At 40.2% G+C, this 23,052-nt stretch carries 20 protein-coding genes, 2 tRNA genes and 1 other RNA gene; 2 read left to right on the plus strand and 21 right to left on the minus strand.

Annotated features, from left to right (window positions below; all coding sequences use genetic code 11):
* Window positions 1-2: 2 nt before the first annotated feature.
* From B5D47_RS01750 to B5D47_RS01805, 12 genes are all read right to left on the minus strand, one after another.
* On the minus strand, window positions 3-1,043 hold the full coding sequence (locus B5D47_RS01750) for a rod shape-determining protein (RefSeq protein ID WP_078930096.1): 1,041 nt from the start codon (window positions 1,041-1,043) through the stop codon (window positions 3-5).
* A 60-nt stretch (window positions 1,044-1,103) separates the two neighbouring features.
* Window positions 1,104-2,060, minus strand: a complete 957-nt coding sequence (locus B5D47_RS01755) for a tetratricopeptide repeat protein (protein WP_078930097.1) — start codon at window positions 2,058-2,060, stop codon at window positions 1,104-1,106.
* 28 nt (window positions 2,061-2,088) lie between these two features.
* Window positions 2,089-2,497, minus strand: an RNA gene (gene rnpB / locus B5D47_RS01760) — RNase P RNA component class A.
* Between the two features lie 19 nt (window positions 2,498-2,516).
* The gene (locus B5D47_RS01765) at window positions 2,517-3,386 is read right to left on the minus strand and encodes a zinc ribbon domain-containing protein (protein WP_078930098.1); all 870 of its coding nucleotides are present in this window, start codon (window positions 3,384-3,386) and stop codon (window positions 2,517-2,519) included.
* 69 nt (window positions 3,387-3,455) lie between these two features.
* The gene (gene rpoD, locus B5D47_RS01770; RefSeq protein WP_078930099.1) at window positions 3,456-5,213 is read right to left on the minus strand and encodes an RNA polymerase sigma factor RpoD; all 1,758 of its coding nucleotides are present in this window, start codon (window positions 5,211-5,213) and stop codon (window positions 3,456-3,458) included.
* Between the two features lie 33 nt (window positions 5,214-5,246).
* Window positions 5,247-7,067: a DNA primase gene (gene dnaG / locus B5D47_RS01775; protein WP_078930100.1), complete on the minus strand. Its 1,821-nt coding sequence runs from the start codon at window positions 7,065-7,067 to the stop codon at window positions 5,247-5,249.
* The gene (mltG, locus tag B5D47_RS01780) at window positions 7,067-8,122 is read right to left on the minus strand and encodes an endolytic transglycosylase MltG (RefSeq protein WP_078930101.1); all 1,056 of its coding nucleotides are present in this window, start codon (window positions 8,120-8,122) and stop codon (window positions 7,067-7,069) included. The genes dnaG and mltG overlap by 1 nt, the downstream gene beginning before the upstream one ends.
* Before the next feature lie 18 nt (window positions 8,123-8,140).
* Window positions 8,141-8,368, minus strand: a complete 228-nt coding sequence (locus B5D47_RS01785) for a hypothetical protein (RefSeq protein WP_078930102.1) — start codon at window positions 8,366-8,368, stop codon at window positions 8,141-8,143.
* Between the two features lie 69 nt (window positions 8,369-8,437).
* Window positions 8,438-8,519: transfer RNA gene (locus B5D47_RS01790), tRNA-Tyr, on the minus strand.
* A 12-nt stretch (window positions 8,520-8,531) separates the two neighbouring features.
* Window positions 8,532-8,604: transfer RNA gene (locus tag B5D47_RS01795), tRNA-Thr, on the minus strand.
* 125 nt (window positions 8,605-8,729) lie between these two features.
* Window positions 8,730-9,131 carry a chorismate mutase gene (aroH, locus tag B5D47_RS01800; RefSeq protein WP_078930103.1) on the minus strand — a complete coding sequence of 134 codons (402 nt, stop codon included), beginning with the start codon at window positions 9,129-9,131 and terminating at the stop codon, window positions 8,730-8,732.
* 61 nt (window positions 9,132-9,192) lie between these two features.
* A complete protein-coding gene (locus B5D47_RS01805) occupies window positions 9,193-10,011 on the minus strand; it encodes a hypothetical protein (protein WP_078930104.1) in 819 nt (272 codons plus the stop codon).
* Window positions 10,012-10,086: 75 nt separating this feature from the next.
* On the opposite strand from B5D47_RS01805, the gene B5D47_RS01810 reads away from it, so the two are divergent.
* Both B5D47_RS01810 and B5D47_RS01815 read left to right on the plus strand, forming a co-directional pair.
* Window positions 10,087-10,506, plus strand: coding sequence for a hypothetical protein (locus tag B5D47_RS01810; RefSeq protein WP_078930105.1), 420 nt, complete (start codon window positions 10,087-10,089; stop codon window positions 10,504-10,506).
* A gap of 8 nt (window positions 10,507-10,514) precedes the next feature.
* Complete coding sequence (locus B5D47_RS01815) at window positions 10,515-11,924, plus strand: CCA tRNA nucleotidyltransferase (protein WP_078930106.1); 1,410 nt, start codon at window positions 10,515-10,517, stop codon at window positions 11,922-11,924.
* Here B5D47_RS01815 and B5D47_RS01820 read toward each other — a convergent pair.
* The 9 genes from B5D47_RS01820 to ftsY form a co-directional block, all read right to left on the minus strand.
* On the minus strand, window positions 11,917-13,215 hold the full coding sequence (locus B5D47_RS01820; RefSeq protein WP_078930107.1) for a valine--pyruvate transaminase: 1,299 nt from the start codon (window positions 13,213-13,215) through the stop codon (window positions 11,917-11,919). The genes B5D47_RS01815 and B5D47_RS01820 overlap by 8 nt on opposite strands.
* Window positions 13,216-13,401: 186 nt before the next feature.
* On the minus strand, window positions 13,402-15,972 hold the full coding sequence (locus B5D47_RS01825) for an ATP-dependent Clp protease ATP-binding subunit (RefSeq protein ID WP_078930145.1): 2,571 nt from the start codon (window positions 15,970-15,972) through the stop codon (window positions 13,402-13,404).
* Between the two features lie 5 nt (window positions 15,973-15,977).
* Entirely contained in the window at window positions 15,978-17,102 is a 1,125-nt protein-coding gene (locus B5D47_RS01830) for a hypothetical protein (RefSeq protein ID WP_159443462.1), read from the minus strand.
* Complete coding sequence (locus B5D47_RS01835; protein ID WP_078930109.1) at window positions 17,095-17,598, minus strand: UvrB/UvrC motif-containing protein; 504 nt, start codon at window positions 17,596-17,598, stop codon at window positions 17,095-17,097. Before B5D47_RS01835 ends, B5D47_RS01830 begins: the two co-directional genes overlap by 8 nt.
* A gap of 53 nt (window positions 17,599-17,651) precedes the next feature.
* On the minus strand, window positions 17,652-18,965 hold the full coding sequence (locus B5D47_RS01840; protein WP_234969868.1) for an ABC transporter permease: 1,314 nt from the start codon (window positions 18,963-18,965) through the stop codon (window positions 17,652-17,654).
* Between the two features lie 25 nt (window positions 18,966-18,990).
* Window positions 18,991-19,671, minus strand: coding sequence for an ABC transporter ATP-binding protein (locus B5D47_RS01845; protein WP_078930111.1), 681 nt, complete (start codon window positions 19,669-19,671; stop codon window positions 18,991-18,993).
* The gene (locus tag B5D47_RS01850) at window positions 19,664-20,980 is read right to left on the minus strand and encodes an ABC transporter permease (protein WP_078930112.1); all 1,317 of its coding nucleotides are present in this window, start codon (window positions 20,978-20,980) and stop codon (window positions 19,664-19,666) included. Before B5D47_RS01850 ends, B5D47_RS01845 begins: the two co-directional genes overlap by 8 nt.
* Window positions 20,977-22,146, minus strand: a complete 1,170-nt coding sequence (locus tag B5D47_RS01855) for a hypothetical protein (RefSeq protein WP_078930113.1) — start codon at window positions 22,144-22,146, stop codon at window positions 20,977-20,979. The genes B5D47_RS01850 and B5D47_RS01855 overlap by 4 nt, the downstream gene beginning before the upstream one ends.
* Window positions 22,147-23,016: a signal recognition particle-docking protein FtsY gene (ftsY, locus tag B5D47_RS01860; protein WP_078930114.1), complete on the minus strand. Its 870-nt coding sequence runs from the start codon at window positions 23,014-23,016 to the stop codon at window positions 22,147-22,149.
* Window positions 23,017-23,052 lie beyond the last annotated feature (36 nt).

Below are 23,052 nucleotides of genomic sequence, written 5' to 3' on the forward strand. Positions count from 1 at the left end.
ACTTAGTCGTTAATATCGCTGTAAACCATGCGGCCGCTTGATACATCGCTAAATACATCAAATGCCTGGCCTGCGCCCAGAGCAACACATTCAAGAGGCTTTTCAACAAGAATTACAGGAACTCCGGTTTCTTTTGAAATAAGTTTTGAAAGACCTTTGAGCATGCTGCCGCCACCGGTCATTACGATTCCGCGTTCGATAATATCGGCTGCAAGTTCTGGAGGTGTTTTTCCCAAAGTCCGTTTTACTTCATCTACAACTTTTTTTACAGGTTCTTTAAGGGCCTCGCGGATTTCAAGAGAGTCGATTTCAAGAAGGCGTGGAAGATGAGTGATTGCATCTGTTCCGCGGACCTGCATTTTTTCGTTTGTAGTGCCGTCAGTTTCTGCATTTCCAATTTGAATTTTGATTTTTTCGGCTGTCTGCTGTCCAATGTTTAAATTTGAAACCTGAAGAATGTGCTTTACAATAGCCTCGTCAAATTTATCTCCGCCGACACGAATTGAACTTGTTACAACCATGCCACCCAAAGAAATTACAGAAACTTCTGTTGTTCCGCCGCCAATATCGCAAACCATGTGTCCTGCAGGCTCATCAATAGGAATTTTTGCTCCGATTGCGGCGGCCAGAGATTCTTCAATTACATCAACTTCTTTGGCTCCGGCTTTAAGGGCCGCTTCGATTACAGCTCTGCGCTCAACCTGAGTAATACAAGAAGGTATTCCGATTTTCATGCGAGTTGATTTGAACAACTGATGGCGAGGAACAACCTTTGCAACAAAATAACGGATCATTTTTTCGGCGCTGTCAATGTCTGCAATTACGCCGTCTGCAAGAGGTCTGATTGCAATGATGTTTTTTGGAGTTTTCCAGAGCATGCGTTTAGCCTCAGCGCCAACTGCAACAACCCGCTTAGTTCCTTTTTCTACTGCAATAACCGAAGGTTCATCAACTACAATCCCCTTACCACGTACATAAATCAGCGTGTTGCAAGTTCCAAGGTCAATACCAACATCTGTTGAAAAACGGTCAAAAAAACCCATTTTATTCCTCCCAGCCCCATTTTTTAATATTTATGCGCATCTTAAAATTTTTAAGACGACTTATTTGTATTCAGCTAGTTTTTTTAATGATTCAGGATGATTAACCTGTACTTTCAAGGCTTTTCGCCAGTAAGAACGAGCTTTTATAATATCACCCATATTCTCATATATTACACCAAGACCGCAAAGAGCGTCAGCAGAATTTTCATTTTTTTTGAGAATTGAATCAAATTCTTTTTCGGCTTCGCTAAATTTCTTCTGTCCTGTGTAGATTTTTCCAAGCAAAAGATGAGCCTTATCTGTTATTTTTTCTTCTTTGCATTCCTTTGAAATTCTAAACAGATACTGCTCTGCCGCCGCAGCCTGTCCTGCATTATAATACTGTTCTGCAATTGAAAGAAGAAGCAAATCGCTTTCCCGAGTCAAAAGCGCCTGTGTAAAAGCAGAAATGCTTTCCATTGTCATTCCGAGAGAAGCATAGCTTAAGCCAAGGTATTCAGGAATATCATCTGCCAGATAACCGTCTTTCAGGGCGCGGTTTAAATACAGAATTGCAAGGTCGGCGTAATAATGGTAGTTTGATGCCGAATCTTTATAAAAATAAGCCTTTCCGAGCATATATTCAAGCTGCGGAACAAGCGAAGATTTTGCGTCATGAAGGGCAAGCCGCAAACTGATTATCGACTCGTCGAGAAGAGTCTGGGTTTCTGAAGGTTCAACAGCCGCAACGGCAAGATAAAACGCGGAATATCCGCGGTACGTCAAAGCCCTGTTGTTAAAGGCGTTGTCCCTTAAAATCGCACCGCTTATATCATAAACTTTTTGATAGTTAAAATTTTTCCACTCTTTTGATAAGTGGGTGATTGAATTTCCTTTATAAACGTGAATATCAATTAAACGGCAGATAAAAAAAGTAACGGCAGATAAAAAAAGCACGCAGCAAAATAAAATTATACTGTTGCGAAGCACATGGCTTTTTCTTTTTACTGTTCCACCTGGCAAAATATTGAATTTCATTTTCCCACCGCTACACTTTTAAAATAAAAAAACAGAAAAGAAAATAAGCCGGGTTCTGTCCTGTCCGGCAAAATTAAAAATCTTACCGGACGCATAACCATCTATCCGAAACTTTTGTCGCCAAAAGCCTTTAGCAGTCTACCCGTGGCTTAAAGACCGGAAACCAAAACCACTGCTTGACTTTGCTCCAAATGAGGTTTGTCCTGCCATAAATGTTGCCATTTATGCGGTGAGCTCTTACCTCACCTTTGCACCCTTACCTTTGTTAAGGCGGTTTATTTTCTGTGACACTTTCTGTCGGAAACCGGGTTATACATAAAAATGCAACTACCGTCTTCCGCCCTGTTATTACCAGGCATTTTTTCCGGTGGAGCCCGGACTTTCCTCACCCACAAAATTTATCATTAAAAATTGCGGGCACGATTATTTCTTTTCTGTATAATTTTTTAACATTTATTAGTCGTCAAAAGAAATCGATTTTTCATCTCCGTCATCGAGAGAATCATCATCAGTTCCGTCTGATTCTTCGTCATATTCATCGCTGAATTCATCATCAAAATCAGCAAGGGTTCCTGTTTCGTCCATTGAAAGGAAGTCTTCTGCTTCCTCGCCTTCTGCAATTTCCTGATAGAAAAGGATACGGCTGCAATATGGACAGAAAAGGATTTTTTCGCCTTCGTGAACTTCGTTGGCAAACTGTGCTGGAAGAATCATGTGGCAGCCTGTGCAGACACCGTTCTTTACGGCAACGATACCTTCGCGGTTACGCTGGATAATTCTCTGGAATTTATAGACAATCTCGCTGTCCAATCCCGGAGTGATTTCATTTTCCTGAGCTTCGAGTTCCTTTATCTGATTCTGATATGACTGAACTTCACTTTCCAGGGCGGCCTTGTTTGAATTAAGTTCAGTTTCCTGAGCCTTAATCATTTCCTCGTCCATCCGAAGTTTTTCGTTAAGTTCTTCACGCTCTTTGTCTTTTTTCTGGAGCTCGCTGCGGATTCCAGATTCTTTCGCAGATGCTTCGTTAATCTGTTTTTCAAGCGCTTCATATTCGCGGTGAGTAGAAATGCTGTCCATTCCTTTTTCGCCTGCTTCACGAGATTTTTCTGCTTCTTCAAGCTCAAGCTGGAGCTGACTTGCTTCGGCCTTTACTTTCTCGTAAACTGCGCTTGTTTCCAGGAATTCTTTTCTTAAACGAACGAGAAGTTCATCCTGTGTAAAAAGCTGTTTTGGAGAATCTTCAATTTTAGCCATAAGACTGTATTTTTCTGCAAGAACATCCTGCAAAGCCTTAAGCTTATCAAAAACTTCTGTCATTGCCATTTAATATCCCCTAGATAAGTATTCGAAAAATTATATAAAATTAACTTTTTTTTGTCTATCAATCGCTGTTTACGATTCGATGTAATCGCGAAGACCGCTGGCACGGCGCGGATGACGGAGCCTGCGGAGAGCCTTTGCTTCAATCTGACGGATTCGTTCACGGGTTACGTTAAAGTACAGTCCTACTTCTTCCAAAGTCAAGCTGTAGCCGTCGTCAAGTCCGAATCTCATTTTAAGAACTTCCTGTTCACGTTCAGGCAAAGAAGAAAGAACTTCGTGCAGCTGATTCTGAAGCATCTTGTACGCAGTCTGATTTGCAGGATTTTCAACTTCCTTATCCTCGATAAAATCTCCGAGCTGGCTGTCTTCCTCTTCGCCGATTGGAGTTTCGAGAGAAATCGGTTCTCTTGCAACATTTTTAACCTGTTTTACACGTGCGACAGGCCAGCCAAGCTGCTGTGCAATTTCTTCATCGTTTGGCTCACGTCCCAGTTTTTGCATAAGCTGGCGGCTTTCGCGGACAACTTTATTTATCTGCTCAATCATGTGGACTGGAACACGGATTGTTCTAGCCTGATCGGAAATTGAACGGGTAATCGCCTGACGGATCCACCAGGTTGCGTAAGTTGAGAATTTGTAACCTTTGCGATATTCAAATTTTTCAACAGCCTTGATAAGCCCGATATTTCCTTCCTGAACAAGGTCGAAAAACTGCAATCCGCGGTTTGTATATTTTTTTGCGATAGAAACAACAAGACGGAGGTTTGCATTGATGAGCTTATTCTTTGCCTTTTCCATCATGCGTTTTCCGCGGTTGATTTCCTTTGCCTTTGTAAGAATTTCTTCCACGCTGTTTTCAAAATCGTATTCCATGCGGCGAAGTTTTCTGTCTATTTTCTGAATCTGAGTGTAAACATCGCGGATCTCGTCGCTGGACATTCCAAGTTCTTTTTCGAGTTTTAATGCTTCTGAATGAATTGCAAGTTTGCGGCCAAGGCTGCGGAGTTCTGAAGGGCTTGAGATTCTCAGTTCCTTCATTTTCTTTTCCTGGTTGTGGCGATAATCTTCAATTTTTTCAGTTGCTTCCTCAAATTTTCCGCTGAATTTTTCAATTTCTTCAGATTGAATTTCGATTTTTTTGAGTTCAGGCAAAATTTTTGCGCTCAATTCAACAAGCTGAGAATTGTCAAAAATATCCGCCGACTGCTCTGCTTCGAAAAGTGTTTTTTTCAAAGCCATGTACTGCTTCATTTCTGGCAAAATCGGTTTAATCCATTCAGAATAGCAAGACTTTAAGCGGCGTTTTTCCGCCATCTCTTCGTTGATTTCTTTTCTTGCTTTTCCCGGCTCATGCGGATCAATTCTTGTAAAAGCCTTCTGGGCAACGGCAAAAAACTCAGGAATCATCATTCCGGAATCTTTTATAACTCCTTTAATGATGTTTTCGCCGTCTTCCATCTCTTTTGAATATTTTACTTCCTCTTCTGCAGTAAGAAGCTTTTCTTTGCCGATTTCGCGCAGATAAAGGCGAATCGGATCGTCAACGCTAGAATCTTTATCTCCGTTTACAATATGGGCTTCGTCGTCGGATTCTTCACCTTCTCCGTCTTCATCAAGACTTTCATCATCGTCCTCGTCTTCATCGAGGTTGTCTTCTTCCATAACCTGAATATTATTCTGGGTTAAAAGCTGAAGGACATTTTCCATTTTTGGAGAATTAACAAAGTCCTGACCGAGAATCTCGTTGATTTCGTCCCAGGAAATTATCTGTTTATCTTTCGCATATTCAAGGAGTTTTACAACTACGGGATCGAGTTCCTGATCCATTTTTCGCCTCTTTTTTTTAGTTGAATTTATATTCTAATTTTTTTTAGAACAAACAAGCCTGTCAATATTCATTTTTTCTTTCATTAAAGAATTAAATTCCTGAATCTGTTCAGGTGTAGAAGGATTTTTTAGAGTTTTTAAGCGCTCGATTATATAATCCATCTGCCGTTTTAAATTTTTTTCTTTAATTATCTCAATTCCGTCCCTGATAATTTTTTCCGTATTTTGAGAATATTCTCCGGACATTACACCTTCGGTAATCAGTCGCGTTAATTTCGGATCTTTACAGTGTTCGCAAATTGAACTGAAAGAAAGTTTTTTCTGCTGGTAACAATCCTCCAGAATAATGAATAACTGCTTAGCTTCAGATGATTCAAAGACATCTTCGTTTATTTCCCGCCGCATCAGTTCAAACTGATTAGTATCGGCGATTACTGCAAGCAAAACCCTTAATTCCATTCCTTTCCGGATGTTTTCTTCGGTTTCGCTGTTTTGTAAATCTGTCCGTTTTTCTAAACGGCTGCGGGCACTTTCCCGATTATTGTAATCTCTGAGAACAGCCTGACTCGACAGGTTAAGTTTTTGACAAAGCTGCTCCAAGCTAGTTTCTTTCTGAATGTCAGTTTGAAGTGAATCTACATACTGGAAAAAAGCCATCGAAATTCGCGCTTTTCCGTCAGGCGTATCGGCCGGATATTCATTCATCAAAGATTCAAACAGATAGTCAGAATCTAATATAGCGTTATTGACGTCCATCGTCAAGGTTTCCGCGCCGTATTTGAGTAAAATTTCTGAAGGATCTTTTCCACCGGTCAGTTTTATTACTTTTACGGCGACTCCGGCCTTTCTGCAGGCAAGAATTGCTTTTCTTGTGGCATTTTGCCCAGCTCCGTCGGAGTCAAACGAAAGGTAGACCGTAGAAACGCCATTTTCCCGGCTGTAGGCATACCGCTTTAATTTTTGAATATGCTCTTCTGTAAAAGACGTTCCGCAGGAAGCGACGGCGTTTGTTATTCCAGCCTGATGGTATGCGATGCAGTCCATCGGTCCTTCGCAGATTATCGCAAAACCTTTTTCGCCCATTGAGCGTTTTGCAAGGTTCAAGGCAAAAAGAGTGTGTTTTTTTGAATAGATTACAGTTTCCGGCGAATTTATGTATTTTCGCTGGGATTCATCTGCCGGAGGAATTACGCGCCCGCTCAAAGCTACGCAGTCTCCGCGTTCATCAAAAATTGGAATCATAAAACGGTCGGAAAAAAGACATATATCCCTGTAATTTTTAGAAAAAAGCCCTGACGAAGAAAGCAGTTCCTCGCTGAAATTCTTTGAATGAAGAAATTTTTTTAGCCAGTAGCGGTCGGCAGGAGCATAGCCAAATTTAAATTTTTCGATTACGTCGTCTGTAATTCCTCGGGTTTTTATATATGAAAGCGCCTTTTTGCCGGAATCGGTCTGAGTAAGAAGATAGTTAAAAGTTCCTGCAAGCCTGTTGTAAAGGGATTTTAAGTCGTCTTTTGTGTGGTCGACCTTATATTCTGCATTTCCGTTTTCTGAATACTGAAGCGCAATCCCGAATTTTTTTGCCAGAAGCTCGACTGCCTCCGGAAACGAGATTTTTTCAATTTCCTGAATAAATTTTATTGCCGAAGGTCCGCCGGCATGGCATCCGAAACAGTAATACGCATTTTTTTCAGGAATCACATGAAACGAAGCTGTTTTTTCTCCATGAAAAGGACAGCATCCCCAGAAATCCGAGCCCCGTTTATCAAGTTTTACATATTCTCCAACTACAGAAACAATATCTGCCGCCCTTTTTACAGCTTCAATTGATTCTTGAGTAATAAATCCTGCCATTATTTAGATGATGCCGCCTTTTTTGTTTTAAATTGAATTCCTGCCTTTGAATGAGAGCTGAAGCTTTTTGAGAAAGTATGGGTTCCGTTCATCTCGTCATTAAGCGTAAAATAATAATAATCGGTTTTTGGAGGATTTGCAGCGGCTTTTAAAGCGACGATTCCCGGATTGGAAATCGGAGACGGCGGAAGTCCTGCCCATTTGTAAGTGTTGTAAGGTGAGTCAATCTTTAAATCGTCGTAAGTGATTACGTCTGGATGCGGTCTTCCAAGAATTTCTGTGATTATATATTCAATCGTTGCGCAGGAATAAAGGCCGATATTCTGTTCAATCCTGTTTTTAAAAACAGAGGCAATCAAAGGCGCTTCCCTTGCGACGCGGTATTCACGCTCAACGACAGAGGCAAGGATAATCGTGCTGTAATATTCTGAGACGCTTTTTCCTGAAAATTCTGGAATAGATTCAATTTTTTTGAAAAAATTATTTACCATCATTTCAATGACTTCTTCAGCCTTCATTCCCGGTGTAAAAAAATATGTGTCCGGAAAGAGAAAGCCTTCCATGTTTGCGGCAGGAATTTGATATTTTTTTAAAAGCGAGTAATTTCTCGAGGCAAGCATAAAGTCCTGTTTTTTGCAGACTCCTTCTTCGTCAAGAATTTCTGCGATTTTGGAAACAGTCAGCCCCTCCGGCAAAACCGTTTTTATGTACTCCTGATGGCCGGATTCAAGTTCGGAAAGAATCTGGGAAACTGTCATATTCGGACTAAGTTCGTAAACTCCAGATTTTAAAAGATACGGAGTTTTTCGTCCAAAAACGAACGGAAATTTTGAAGAGACATAAAAAAAGTTTTCAGAACGGATAAGCTCTGATTTTTTTAAGATGGAAGCAATTTTTCTTGTGCTTGTTCCGGAAGGAATTTCAACGCGAATTTTTTCAGACTTTCTTGAAATTGATGCGGGAACATAAAGTTCTGTAAGAAGAAAAGCTAAGACAAAAAGAAAAACAGCCGAAACAGAAGCAGCTGCGCAACGAGCGAATGTTTTTTTATTCATAATCACTCCAATGTAAAATCAGTCTTCGGTTCTAAAAAATTTTTCAACTTCGTCAATCGACATAAGGCTGTAAATATACAGCTCAACTTTTCTGGAAAAATTTTCAAGTCCGGATGGAATTTGCGACTGATTTTTTCTCAAAAACCTGGCAAGAAGTTTTATTTCCCTGCCACTAAAATTATATTCAAATGAACCGGAATTTTCAGGAGGAATTTTATTTTCAGAATTATTTTCTGACAAAGACATTTTATTTTCCTGCGCAAGGGCAAAAATACAATAAAAAAGCCTTAAGATTTAACTTAAGGCTCAAGATACTGGGGAGTGAAGGATTCGAACCTACGAAGCACTAGGCAGCAGATTTACAGTCTGTCCCCTTTGACCACTCGGGAAACTCCCCTTTAATAAAAAAAGCTGCCTGAAGGACTCGGACCCTCGACCCCGAGATTACAAATCACGTGCTCTACCAACTGAGCTAAGGCAGCATTCTTATTTTTTTTGTTTCGCTTGAGTTACTTAGTTACCCTCGCGATGTGTTTATATATTAGCAAACTGAAAAAAAACTGTCAATAGTCTTTTTATATTTTTTTTAAAAGTTTTTAAACTTTTTTTAATTTTTTTTCGCAAAGTCCGGACGAAGCTTTTCTCCGCCGTTTATATAAACAGGTTTTACCTTTGAATTTGAAGCAAGATATGCGGTAACGAGGATGCGGATCATTTTTTCAGGGCTGCCTTCAATTTCCGGTTCCTGGCTGCAAAATAAAGGTACACTGGAAACGTCAATGCCGCAGTCTCCTCCTTGCCTTAATGCCGCTGCAGGATTCATTGCTGTTAAATCGTTTGTCGAAGTAAATTGAATGGAAACAATGTTTTCTGGCAGAACCTTATTTTCTGAAAAAAGTTTCGAGCACATTTCAACGACATTTTTTGCAATCGATTCTTTAGTATTTTCGCAGCCTGTTGCGCCGCGAATTCCAAAAAGCCTTAATTTCTGGTTAAAAAACAAATTCATTTTTAATTTTCCTTTAGCAGATAAAACAAACTCTTTTACGGAAGTTTTATCTTGCGTTTTTTTATTTTAAATCATTCAGCGCTTTTAATACTTCCGAGGCGCTTGCATTTGAAAGAAGCGAATTGAGTTCCGGATACTGCTTAAGCATTTCGCCGATTTTTGAAAGTTTTTTTACTGAATTTTCATTTTCGATGATTTTTTGGGCATGCTGCTTTGCGTATTCAGCCAGATTTGCATCAATTTCGGCCTGGAGTTTTTTATAAGATTCTTTTGCCAGGTTGTAGAGATTCAAGTCAGGAACAGAAGCGTTTTTTATAAGAATCTCATCGACTGTCACAAAATCATATTTGTTATTCAGATTGAGATTTTCGATAATTTCCGGCACATTGTAAGAAGCGATTACAGTATTTTCATTCATTTTTATAATGTACTGGCTCAATTCCTGTGAAATTTTTGCAGAAATTTTTTGAAGATATTCTTCAAGCGACTTTTGCCCTGTTAAATTCTGCGCAGCCACAAGTTTTATAAGATTTTCCGGTTTTACAGAAAGATAAATTTCAAAGTCAAAGGAATAGGAAAAATCAGGCTCGCCCTTAACAAGGCTTGAATAAATCTTTCCAGACGGCAGCTCTCCTGAAAACGACTGCTCAAAGACGCAGGATTTTTTTTCAAAAACGTAAATTTCAGCGTTTTTTGGGATGACTTTTTCCCATCGCCAGCAAAATTTTTCGTTTTCGATGATTTTTTGATACACACCGGAAGTTTTTGACGTCATTACGCCGTATTTCCCGACAGGAACCCTAAAACTTACAAAGCCGAGATAAAAAATAAATCCCGCAAATAAAAGAATTATTATAAAGCTTATAAAACCCTTTTTCATACCAGCCCTTTTTCTGTATAATTTATTTTATAGATTAGAGATGATTTTATAACGAAACCAAAGCAGTTAGCAAGCATGGAAAAAAAACTGTCAGACAATAAAAAATTCCGAAAAACTCAGCCGAAATGGAAAAATCTCAGATATTTTACAGTTTTCCGCAGATTGCCGCTGCTTCTTTCTCTTACGAGACGCGCATTTATTTTTTTTAGTTGCGTCCTTGTTTCTCAGATTGTGCTCTTTTTTTCGGGAAATATTCAGAATTTTCTTGATGAAAATTTAAATCTCATTCTTTTTTCTATATGCTGCACTTCAATCGGAACAGGATTTTTTGCCCTTGCAGCCTGCCTTGAGTGCATTTTTTACATTATTTCGACTAAAAAAATCTATTTTTATGTTCACCTCATAATTTTTATTGTATTTTTTATTCTGGCGGTTTTTATCTGCCTTTCTTCAAATTCGATAGAAATTCTTTCTGGTGGCCTTGTGCAAAAGTGAGATTAAACATGAAAAAAATTCAGATTCCCTATGAACTCAAAAAAATGAATTCGATTTTTAAAGAAGCTGGTTTTGAAGCTTTTTTAGTTGGCGGTGCTGTGCGCGACATTCTTCTTGAAAAAAGCGCAAGCGACTGGGATTTGACGACAAATGCACATCCGCAAGACGTAATCAGACTTTTTCGTCACGTAATTCCGACAGGAATAAAGCATGGTACTGTGACGGTTCACTTTATGAAAAAAGAAATCGAAGTTACAACATACAGAGCCGACCAGGGATATTCCGACGGACGGCATCCTGACAATGTGGTCTTTGCTGAGTCGATTGATGACGATTTGAGCCGCAGAGATTTTACAATGAACGCAATCGCGGCAAGCCTTGACGACGGACATTTAGTCGATCCGTTTGGCGGTCAGCTCGACATAAAAAACAAAACAATAAGAACTGTCGGAAATCCTCATGAACGCTTTATGGAAGACGGTCTGCGTCCTGTGCGGGCGCTAAGGTTTGCAAGCCAGCTGGATTTTTGCATAGAAAATTCTACGTTTTTAGAAATTTCCAATTGCGAAGTTCAGAAAAAAATCAATTCAATTTCGCTGGAACGTTTTCGAGACGAATTTTTGAAGATTTTAAAAAGTCCTCTTCCGTCTGTCGGCCTGAAACTTATGGAACAGACAGGAATTTTAAGGCTTTTTATTCCGGAACTCGCAGAGGGCCGCGGTGTTACGCAGGCAGACGCGCGGGGTTTTCATCAGTTTGATGTTCTTGATCACAATATTTTTTCGTGCGATGGCGCTCCAAAAGACAACTACATTGTCAGAATTGCAGCGCTTTTTCATGACGTAGGAAAAGTAAGGGCAAGATCTGTAAGTTTTGAAGAAAATCCTGCGACAAAAGAAAAAGTTGAAATAATTCATTTTTGGAAACACGAAATTTATTCGGCGGAAATTGCTGAAAAAGTCCTTGCAAGGTTAAAATTTTCAAATGCCGAAATCGAAAGAATCTGCCACCTTATTCGCGAGCACATGTTTTATTATGAGCCGGAATGGAAAGATTCTTCTGTGCGCCGTTTTTTGGTTCGCGTAGGAAAAGACTATCTTGACGACCTTTTTGAACTCAGGCTTGCCGACAACTACGGAAAAAATTGCGAAAAAGCAGAGCCTGGCAGCCCCGTAATTCAAAATATTCTGGAACTAAGAGCGCGGATTAAAAAAATCGAAGACGAACACTCGGCTTTGAGCCTGAAAGATTTAAAAGTGAACGGAAAAGACCTTATTGAAAGAGGAATTCAGCCTGGAAAAAAACTTGGCTTGATTTTAAATGAACTTTTTCAGGCCGTTCTTGATGATCCGTCAATGAACGACCGTGAAAAACTTCTGGCTGTTGCCGAAAAACTCAACGAAAAGACGTCTATTTAGAAAATTTCCGGTAAGTTTTGGCGATTATCCTGATGCCTTCATCAACTTCCTCTTCGTCTCCTGCATAATTTATGCGAAGACATTTGTTGAAGTGGGGATGTTCGCAAACTGGCGGAAGTCCGTGCTCAGTGTCGTCGCCAAAGAAAAAATACTCTCCCGGAACAACTATTACGCCTTTCTTTTTTAATTCAGAATAGAACTGCATTGTAGGAATCGAAAGTCCTTTTAAAAGCAGCCACTGAAAAATCGAGCCTTCGCTTTTGTGAACTGCATAGTCTGTTCCGGCAAAATATTTGTGGAAAGCCTGAACTGCCTTTTTTGCCTTGTTTTCATAATATGGACGGACAAAATTCTTTGCTTTTTCAACAAGAGCGCCTGTTTTTATGAGATTTTCTGCCAAAGCCTGTCCAAAAGAACCAGAAGCAAGGGCCGCGATTGCGTTCATGTTTCCGATTGCCGTTACGATTTCGGCAGGAGCGATTATAATTCCTGTACGAAGCGAAGGAAGACCGATTTTGCTCAAACTCATGCTCAAAATAACATTGTCGTCATAATACGGGCTTGCATCGCTTGTAAAAATAATGTTCGGCCATGGGAGTCCGTATGCGTTGTCGATTATGAGCGGAATTGAATATTGCCTTGCAATTTTAGAAAGCCGGGTAATTTCAGAATCTGTAAGAACGTTTCCTGAAGGATTTGTCGGCCGTGTTACGCAGATTGCTCCAATCTGAGAGTTTTTTTTCATATATTCTTCAAGAAGTTCAAAATTTACATGGTACTTAAAAGTATGATCGGCCTCTTCTTTCCATGTTGACGGAATTGAAACAAACATTTCTTTTTCGATTCCCTGATCAGCGTAACCGATATATTCCGGAGCAAGCGGAAATACAATTTTTTTTCTGTTTTTAGAGCCCTCAGAGCTGAAAGTTCCTGCCAAAAGGTTAAAAAGATAAAAACAGGCGCTCTGGCTTCCGTTGGAAATTGCAACATTTTCCGGTCCGATTTTCCAGCCGTAAGTTTTTGAAAGATATTCGGCAACTGTTTCGATAAAAGACATTCTTCCCTGGGGACTGTCATAAAGTCCGATCAGTTTTTCAAATTCATCGCCGTTGTCCATTATTTTTTGCATTTCCTGCCTGTACATTGCAGAAATTTCCGGAATCATAGCAGGATTTCCGCCGCCAAGCCTGTAAGGTTTTACGTTTTTTGGAAGCGGCCTGCCAATATCGTCCATCAGCTGCAGGATTCCCGACTGGCTGCAAAGTTTTTTACCAAAATCACTGAAATTCATTTTTATTTCCCATAAAAAGCCAAGATAAAAACTGAAGTTTTAATCTTGGCTTTTTAAGTCGTTTCGCAACAAAGTGAGAAACAACAGATGATAAGAAAGTTTGCAACGCAAACTTTTAAAGATAGAAACAGACGCTGTTTTCGGCTGTTTTTATCTTACATTCTTTTTTTTATTCTGCACAAAAAATTATTGCGCTTCTACTTTTTGTTTTTCTTTTTTTGTTTCGTTTTTTTTCTGCGGATTTTCAACTTTTACAATAAGCTTATCTTTTGAAAGATCCACGGTTATTTTTTTGCTTTCTGTAGCCTTTCCTTCCAGAATGAGTATCGAAAGCTGCTCCTCAATTTCGCTTTGGATAAGACGGCGCATTGGGCGTGCTCCGAGGTTGGCATCGTAACCGTGTTCTACAAGATATTTTCTGGCCTTTGGCTTTATCGTAAGCGTCAAATTTTTGTCAGAAAGCCGGTTTTCAAGCTCCTTAATCTGAAGATCGAGAATCTTTGAAATCTGCTCTTTGTTAAGAGCCTCAAAAACAACAACATCGTCAACCCGGTTCAGAAGTTCAGGGCGCATAATTCGTTTTAATTCTTCAAGGGCGTTCGCCTTAATCTCGTTATACGGCAAAATTCCGTCTGGAGATGAATTAAAGCCAAGCTTGTGCTCAGAATTTATCTGTCTTGCGCCTGCGTTTCCGGTCATAATGATAACCGTGTTTCTGAAATTTATCGTGTGTCCAAGGTTGTCGCTCAGTTCGCCTTCCTCGAGAAGCTGCAGCAGAAGGTTAAATATATCCGGATGAGCTTTTTCAATTTCGTCGAGAAGAACAACGCTGTACGGTTGACGCCGAACCTTTTCCGTCAAAATTCCGCCTTCGTCAAAACCGACATATCCTGGAGGCGCTCCAACTAAGCGGCTTGCATTGTGCTTTTCCATATAGTCCGACATATCGATTCTGATAAGCGCGTCTTTTGAGCCGAACAGAAATTCTGCCAGAGATTTTGCAAGCTGAGTTTTTCCGACTCCGGTAGGTCCAAGAAAGATGAATGAACCCAAAGGTCTGTCCGGAGAACTTACTCCTGCCCTGCTTCTTCGGATTGCAGAACTTAAGACTTTTATTGCTTCGTCCTGTCCGATTACGTTTTTATGAAGATGATTTTCCATTTTTAAAAGACGGCCGGCCTCGTTTGAGTCTAGCTGCTCAAGAGGAATTCCCGTTATCGAAGCAATTATTCTGCAAATGTCGTCAACAGTAACGTGCTTTTTTAGACCGTAGGAATTGCTTTGCCAGAGTTCTGAAAATTCCTCGAGTTTGAGCCTTAAATCCTTTACTTTATCGCGGACTTCCGCTGCTTTTTCGTAATTTTGTTTTGCGACAAGTTCTTTTTTTTCGGAAGACAATTCTTCAATCGCCTTTTCAAGTTCGGCAAGTTCTACAGGCCGGCTTTCTCCTGAAATTTTTTTTGCGCTTCCGGCTTCGTCAAGAATATCAATCGCCTTGTCCGGCAAAAATCTTTCAGGAATATAACGCTCGGAAAATTTTACAATCGCAGGAATTACATCATCATCGTAAACGACGCCATGGAAATCTTCGTATTTTTGCTTTAAGCCGTTCAGAATTTCAATCGTATCAGAAACCGAAGGTTCATCAACTTTTACAATCTGAAACCTGCGCTCAAGGGCTGAATCTTTTTCAAAGTATTTGCGGTATTCTTTTGTCGTAGTTGCGCCGACAATTTGAATTTCACCGCGGCTCAGTGCCGGCTTTAAAATATTTGAAGCGTCCATTCCGCCTTCAGAGCCGCCAGCGCCGATTATTGAATGAAGCTCGTCGATAAAAAGAATGATGTTTCCGTCTTCTTTTATCTCTTTCATGATTCTCTTCATTCTTTCTTCAAAATCACCGCGGAATTTTGTTCCTGCAACGACAGCAACCATATCCAAGGCCAAAACCCGCTTTTTTATCAGATTGAAAGGAACTTCTCCTTTTGCAATTTTTGCAGCAAGACCTTCGATAACAGCAGTTTTTCCGACGCCAGGCTCTCCTACAAGAACAGGATTGTTTTTTGTGCGGCGGCTTAAAATCTGAACAAGCCTTTCGACTTCTTTTTTTCTTCCAACAACAGGATCTAGTTTATTTTCCCGCGACAGCTGCGTTAAATCACGTGCAAATTCTGCAAGAAAAGAGCCGCTTTTTTGACCGCGTTTTTGAGCGTTCTGGACAGAACCGGAAGCAAACTGGGAAATTGTTTCTTTTTTTGCATCATCTACAAGACGCTGCAATGTGCTTCCGAGAGTGTCTCCGTTCATTTGCGCGCTTGAATGAAAATGAAACTGAACAACCCTTGCCGCTTCACGGATATCGTTTATGTTAAGTTCGGCGCGTGCAAAAAAATTGCCGGCAACGCTGTTTTCCTCGCGGGATGCCGCAATCATAAAATGTTCTGTTCCAATATAGTCATTTCTAAGCGAATTTGATTCGAGGGCGGCAATGTCCATGACAGTACGGAGCCTGCGCGAAGGAGGAAGCTCCGAAAGGCTTGCGGAACCTGGACGAGGAACAACCGCCTGCTCAACCGCCAGTTGCAAGGTTAAGACGTTTATTCTTAAATCCTGAAGCATTATATATCCAAGTCCGTCGGCGGACTTTAAAAGCGCAAGAAGAATATGCTCAGGCATAAGCTCGCTTGAACCGCATTTTCTGCCTTCTTCCTGGGCCGCAATAAAAACTTTTTGAAGTCGTGGAGAAATTCTTTTCATATTCATCATTTTATCAATTCCAAATTTTCAAATGTATCCTGAATAATCAGGGCTCGAAGCCGTTCTGTCTGTTTTTCTGTATTTTCAGAAATATCAGGCGGAAAGTTAAAATTACCGCTCTTGATTACAGTCTTTAAATGCGATTCCTGTACGCGATATATAAGCGGCGTTAAGGAACTGTCATCAACTCCTTTTAACAGTCCGAGGGCTTTTCCAAGTTTTATGTCGGAAATAATCATAAGGGCTTCCCTCAAATCAAGCAAAAGAGAAAACTTTGCAACAGAAAACCCCTTTACGATTCTGTCGGTTATTTCCGTAGCCCGGCTTCTAATTATTGATTCGCGGCATTTCCGCTCAAATTCGACAGTCTGCTTTAAAACAGCGGTAAAATTTATCAGTTGTTCAAGTTCGCTTCCGGTTCCGGCCTGATTTGAACTTAACTGATAAAAATTTCCAATTCCTGCTCCTGCCTTTACAAAAGACGAAAAAGCAGGACCTGCGACAACGCCCTTGGAAACAATAGACTCAAAAAACGGACCTATTTCGTCCAAAAATGCCATTGCCGGCAGATGGACACGCGCAGAAAGTTTCATTCCGCTTCCGCAATCCTTTACATTTGCCGTAAGATAGCCAAAATCGTAGCTTGCCGCAAACTGAAGGCTTTTTTGCAAAAGCTCATCAACTTCCAGACAATTTTCAAAAGCTGTATCGCAGTCAAGCCCCGAACAAAAACAACTTATGCGGACATGGTCTTCATCGTTAATCGTGCAGACAAGACCGGAATTTGCTTTTTTTCCGTTGATGCGCATTACAAGACCGCCGCCCGGAGAATTCAATGTCGAAGGCTGAATAAGGCCTCTCTCAATCAAAAGTCCTGCGTTCAAAGGATCAATTCCTGCCACGGCAAGCGCCTGATACGAATCCGCTTTTTCGCTTTTTAAAAACGCGTCAAAAATCAAAGTTTGGACACGAACCGGATCATCAGACTTAAAATGACCGGGAAAAGGAAAATCAGCCAGATTTCTTGCCAGACGGACTCTTGTTGAACAGACAACGTCGGACAAAGGTCCTGGAAGCGAATACCACTCTCCGCAACCAGAAACATGCTCAGAAATATTTTTCTCACTCATCGTCGTTTCCATTTACCGGGGATTTTTCCAAAGCCCTTAAATAATCGCGGTAGACAGCGGCTTTTTCGTAATCTTCGTTTTTGAGAGATTCTTCAAGTTTTCCCTGAAGCGCAATTCTGTCAGTTAAAACGGAACGGAAAGTAGCAAGCCTTTTCGGCATCTTTCCTGAATAAGAACCTTTTATGCCTTCTTTTTCGAGAAGTTCCCTGATTTCATTTTTAAAAATTGAATAGCATTCAGGGCAGCCGGCTTTTTTTGACGACTTGATTAAGGCAAGCTTTGTTCCGCAGACAGGACAGACTTTTTTGTCTGCTTCCGAAATCTGTCTGGAAATGCTGGTCAGTTCCTTGAATATCGAAGTTATGGATTTTGGATCGCCTGTAATTCCGGATTTTGCGGCACATTCACGGCAAAGGTTTATGTGCTTTTTTCCTCCGTCACCGTTCAATTCTATAAAAACTACGGCATCCTGCTTTTTACAAAAATCACAAATCATTAAAAATACACCAGAAATTAAGTATAATTCAAAAATTAAAAAAAAGGAATTGCTTAGATTTTCTTTAGACTTTCAATCGGTTTTTCCTGGCCTGCCTTTATTGCAGGAATTGCGCTTGCCAAAAGCGAAAGAACAAGAGTTCCGCAGGCAATAATCGTAATCTGGCCTAAAGGAATCGAAAGCGGAATATTCTGGAGATAAAACGCAGGATCAAGTATGTGAAGACGCGAAACCTCCGAAATATCGTGCCCTGTAACAAGAAAAGCCGCTTTTTTTACAAAAGTAAGGATATTCTCAATCCAGCCAAGAATCAAATCAAAATTTACCGCGCATAAAAGTCCGGCAGGAATTCCAGCAAGAATTCCCATAAACCCTGTCGACATTCCTGTAATTAGAAAAGAAAAGGTTATTCCGGAAGGAGAAGCGCCAAGGCTTTTTAGAATCGCAATTTCCTTTTTCCGTTCCATTACGAGCATGACAAGGGCGCTTGAAATATTTACCGAAGCAACAAGAACAATCAAAAGCATGATAAAAAGAAGCATAATCTGGGTTGATGAAAAATTTTCGTATTGAGAAGCATTTATCTCATCCCATCTGTAAACGCGCGTAAAAGCCGGGGCAAGATTTTCGATTTTTGAGGAAATCTTATCAAGCTCAATCGAAAAAGCGTCTTCAGTTTCAATTCCAATCATCGTCTGGCTTGAGCGAAGCGGAAGAATCGAAAAACCTGTATTAAGAGGAATAAAAACCCACAGCGCGTCAAGTTCCTGATAGCCGCTCGAAACTATTGCTGAAATTCTGAATTTCGTGATTTTCGGAACGATTTTATTTGAAGGAAGAATTCTCGTCGTAATAAGCCTGAACTCATCTCCTGCATGCAGTTCAAGGCTTTCGGCAATTTTTTTTCCGATTACGGCATTTTTTCCTTCTTCAAGGCGAATATCCGACGCTTTTTTTATTCCAGAAACGCTCTCGACAATTTCAAAAAGTGAAGAAAAAGCTGTGTTTTTTGAAAAAATATCGTTTTCGACCGCGCGGATTGCAGCTCCTGTCCGGATTTTTTTTCCTGCGGCAAGTCCAATTGATTGAATTTCCGGGAAAACCTTTGTCACTCCGTCAATTTCGTTCATTTTTTCAGACAGTTTGACAAGGTTTTGAGGCGACTGGGATTCTTCAATGTCAGGATGAAGAATAACGCTTAAATGGGAGCTCGAAAGACCGATCATCCTGCTGGTCATTCCCTTTATCATTCCATTGGAAACAGTCAGAATCATGACAAGAGGAACAAGGCTTATTGCTATGCACAAAAACGCTCCTGTAAGGCTTCTGCGGGCGTTCGATTTTTTGCCGGTTCTGGGAAAAAGCATTCTGTAAGCATATAGGATGGACGCACTACCTTTCATTGAGCATTCCGTCCTTAATTGAATAAATTTTGTCGCCCTTGGAAGCCAAAGCCATGTCATGAGTTACAAGAACCAGTGTCTTTTTATATTTTTCGGCCATTGAAAAAAGCAGATCGCCAATCATAACGGCATTTGCAGGATCCAGGTTTCCTGTAGGCTCGTCAGCAAGAATAAGCTTTGGATCGTTTATAAGGGCGCGTGCAACCGCAACTCTCTGTCTTTCGCCGCCAGAAAGCTGGGAAGGAAGATGGGAAGCTCTTTCCAGAAGCCCTACGTCAGAAAGAAGGGCTTTTGCCTTTTCCACAGCGGCAGTTTTTTTCATTCCTGCCATGTAAGCCGGCAAAAACACGTTTTCGAGAGCTGTAAAATCTTTTAAAAGATAATGAAACTGAAAAATTAAACCGAGATAAGTTGAGCGGTATTCGGAAATGCGTTTTTCGTCAAGAGAAGTTATTTCGTAAGGACCGACCTTTACGCTTCCACAAGTCGCCTTGTCCAGTCCGCCGACAATATTGAGAAATGTGCTTTTTCCGCTTCCGCTTTCCCCGATTATAACGACTTTAGAGCCTTCTTCTATCCGAAGATCAAGGTTCTTTAAAATCGTAAGGCTCTCGCTTTCTGTTTTATAAGTTTTTTCAAGTCCATTTATTTCAACAGCAAAATTATTCATCTCTCATCACCTCGGAAACTGTAAGATTAAGAACCTCGCGGCTTGCCCTTGCGCTTGCAAAGAGTGCCGAAAAAATACCAAAAAGTGTAATAAAAAAGACCTCGCCGGCAAAAATTCTCGGAGGAATATTCGCATAAATCATGTACATGGGGTTTTCCCTCAAAAAAATAGCATTTTCCGGCGAAAAAAGATTGAGAAAAAACAGCTGGATATAGTATACAATTTTAGACATAATAATAAAAATTCCGGACATTTTTACGCTCAAAAGAAGCCCGAGCACAAGACCTGGAACCGCTCCCTTTAAGCCTGCCAAAAATCCCTGCATTATAAAAATTGCCTGAATTGTATTTTTTTGACCGCCAAATGCCATTAAAACAGAAATTTCCTCCCGTCGTTCAAAAACACGGCGGCGCATTCCGTTAAAAATATTAACTGCAACGACAACAAAAATTATCAGGACAAGAAGAAAAATCATATTTTTTTCGATTTTTAGTGTTCCAAAGAACGAGCGGTTAAATTCTTTCCAGGATTCGCATTTTGCGCCGGCAAATTTTTCTTCGATTTGATTGGAAATTTTTGAATCAAGGCTGGTATTAAAAAGTTTAATTCCGTATAAAAGCTCGGAATCTTTTCCAAAATACTTAATTCCGTCTTCAATGTTTACAAAAGCATAAGAAGCGTTTATATCTGCATAACCGCAACGAAAAATCCCTTTTACGGTAAAAAACCGCTCAGAAGAAATAAGGCTTACATCGCTTCCTCCGGAAAGCGCAAAAAGTTCAACAGTATTTCCGGGGCGAACGCCAAGTCTTCTAGCAAGTTCAGAACCAAGCACGACAGAACCGCTTTCCGACAAGTCAAATTTTCCGTTCCACATTTTTGCCTCTTTCTTAAATCCTGAGTCAATTTCCGTCAAATTTGAAGGGACAGCCCGGATAAGGGCCGCCGACTGATTTCCATTTTTTCCGGTCATAAGGGATTGCGCTTCCATAAAAGCTGAAACCGAACGAATTTCTGGAGATTTCTGACAGTCCATCAAAAAATCCACCGAAGAATTTTCATCGATATTTTTAACACGGATATGGTAAGAGCTGATTTCCATAATTGAATCGATAAAACTCATCTGAAAGCCGTTCATGACAGAAATTACGGTGATTAAGGTCATCACACCGAAGCAAATTCCAAGGGAAGCGAGAACGGAATTGACTTTTGAACTTCCCTTTCTGTCGACAAGGCTGAATCTCCTCGAGACAAACAATACCCATTTTAGGGAATTGAAAAAATCAGCGGCTTTATTTTTTAATTTCATTTTTTTAATCTCCGCAGCGATCTGCCGTCAAGGTAAGTTGTTTCAGAAACTTTTTCTCCGGCTATGTATTTTCCAACGACAGAAAAACCTCCGTCAAAGAAAAAAGTTTTTGTAAAATCAGTTGAATTATCGTAAACCGTCTTAATCCGCAGTTTTCCGTCTTCATAAAAATAAGTGTCCGGAGTCTGCTCAAAAACATATTCAAAACGGGTAATATGCTCTGTTTTTTCTGTTTTTTTGTTTTTTAAAGGAAAATATTCAGTCAGGATAATTTTTTTAATCCGGCCTTTTTCGTCATATTCCCATTTTTTTTCGCTGTCTTTTACATAAATGCTTTTAGCCTGTGGATTTTCCTCTTCAAAGTGAATTTTTGTTTCGCCTTCGATTTTTCCGTCATCTCTATAAGTTTTTAAAACCCTTGTCTTTTTTGAAAAATTTTCGGCTTCGGTTTTGAAAAGCTTTCCGTCGTCAGAATAAAAATAATTTGTCTCGGAAACGGCTGAAAATTTTTCAAAGTTTTGCGGCGAGCTGAAAGTTTCTTTTTTTACAAGATGAAAATTTGAATCAAAAGTGCGCCGGACCGCAGTTTTTTCGTCGGCATTCAGAAGAACTGTAAATCCATCTTTTTCAAAAACGCTTGTTTTTTCGTTTCCATAAGAGATTTTTCTTAATTTTCCGTCATGAAGGCGGTTTAAAACTGCCTCAATATCGGCATTTTTTTTCTCACCGTCGCTTTTTCCGTCAAGAACCGAAAGCAAATCAAAATTTTCCGAATCGTCGTCGTCAGATTCCGCTTCATCTTCAAACTTTTTTATTGCCTGAAAATTTATTTCACCGGCTTTTTCTGGAAAAAAGACTTCGTAAAGATAAGAAAAAGTTGAGTTTTTCCAGAGTGGAAGAAGCAAAAATTGAACGGCTGGCCTTGAAATCTCAAAAATTTCGCCGTCAGCCTGCTGCAAAATAACGTTTTTTGCAATTTCAAAAAGAAAATTTCTAAATTCCCCGTTTAACTCAAGTCCGTCCTGCTTTTTTTGCGCATTTTTTTTGTCAAAAAATGAATTTTCTGTCTTGACATTTTTCCCGGATAAAAGACTCTCTCCGGCGAACAGAGGAAAATGAGAAAAAATCAAAGAAATGTTCAATATGACGGCAATAAAATACTTCATTTAGCGGCCAAGAAATTCCTTGATATAAGAATCTTTTTCAAACGGATGGATGTCGGAATATTTTTCTCCTGTGCAGACAAACCAGACAGGAATATTGAGTTCTTTTCCGATTGCAAAAATCATTCCGCCTTTTGCAGTTGAATCGTATTTTGTGATTATGACAGCGTCAACTCCAACAGCGTCATTGAATACTTCAGCCTGGCGAACGGCATTTTGGCCTGTAGTTCCGTCAACTACGAGAATTTTTTTACAGCAGCCTTCATCGGCTTTCTGGCAGGCGATTCTGTCGATTTTTTGCAATTCCCGGACAAGATTTTCTTTATTGTGAAGGCGGCCTGCCGTATCCGCAAGCACAACGGCTCCTCCGCTAGCCCTCGCAGCCTGGGCCGCGTCAAAGACAACCGCAGAAGGATCGCTTCCGTGCTGATGAGAAACAACCCGGATTCCAAGTTTTTTGCCGTGCATTTCCAGCTGCTCTTCTGCGGCTGCGCGGAAAGTATCTGCGGCGGCTAAAATCACTTTTTTGCCGTTATTTTTTAGAAATCCTGCGAGTTTTGCAGCCGTCGTTGTTTTTCCAACTCCATTTACGCCCAAAAGCATAAAAATGCTGGTTTTTGAGTCGTCAATTTCAAAATCGGCAGGTTTTACAAAGCCGCAAAGCATATTTTCCAGTTCATCCAAAATGGCATTCTGCTCATAAATTTTATTTTGACGGCAAATTTTTTCCAGATTGTCAGTAAGCTCAAATGCGAGTTTTGCGCCAATATCGCCTTCAACGAGCAAATCCGTAAGCTCCTCAAAAAAATCCTCATCAATTTTGCCCTTGGAAAAAAGCCCTTTTAATTTTTGCGCAAACGTAATTTTTGACATTTTTTGACTCCCATCATAATTCAACATAATTATAGA

This window comes from Treponema berlinense (assembly GCF_900167025.1).
In the GTDB taxonomy this organism is placed as follows: Bacteria; Spirochaetota; Spirochaetia; order Treponematales; family Treponemataceae; genus Treponema_D; species Treponema_D berlinense.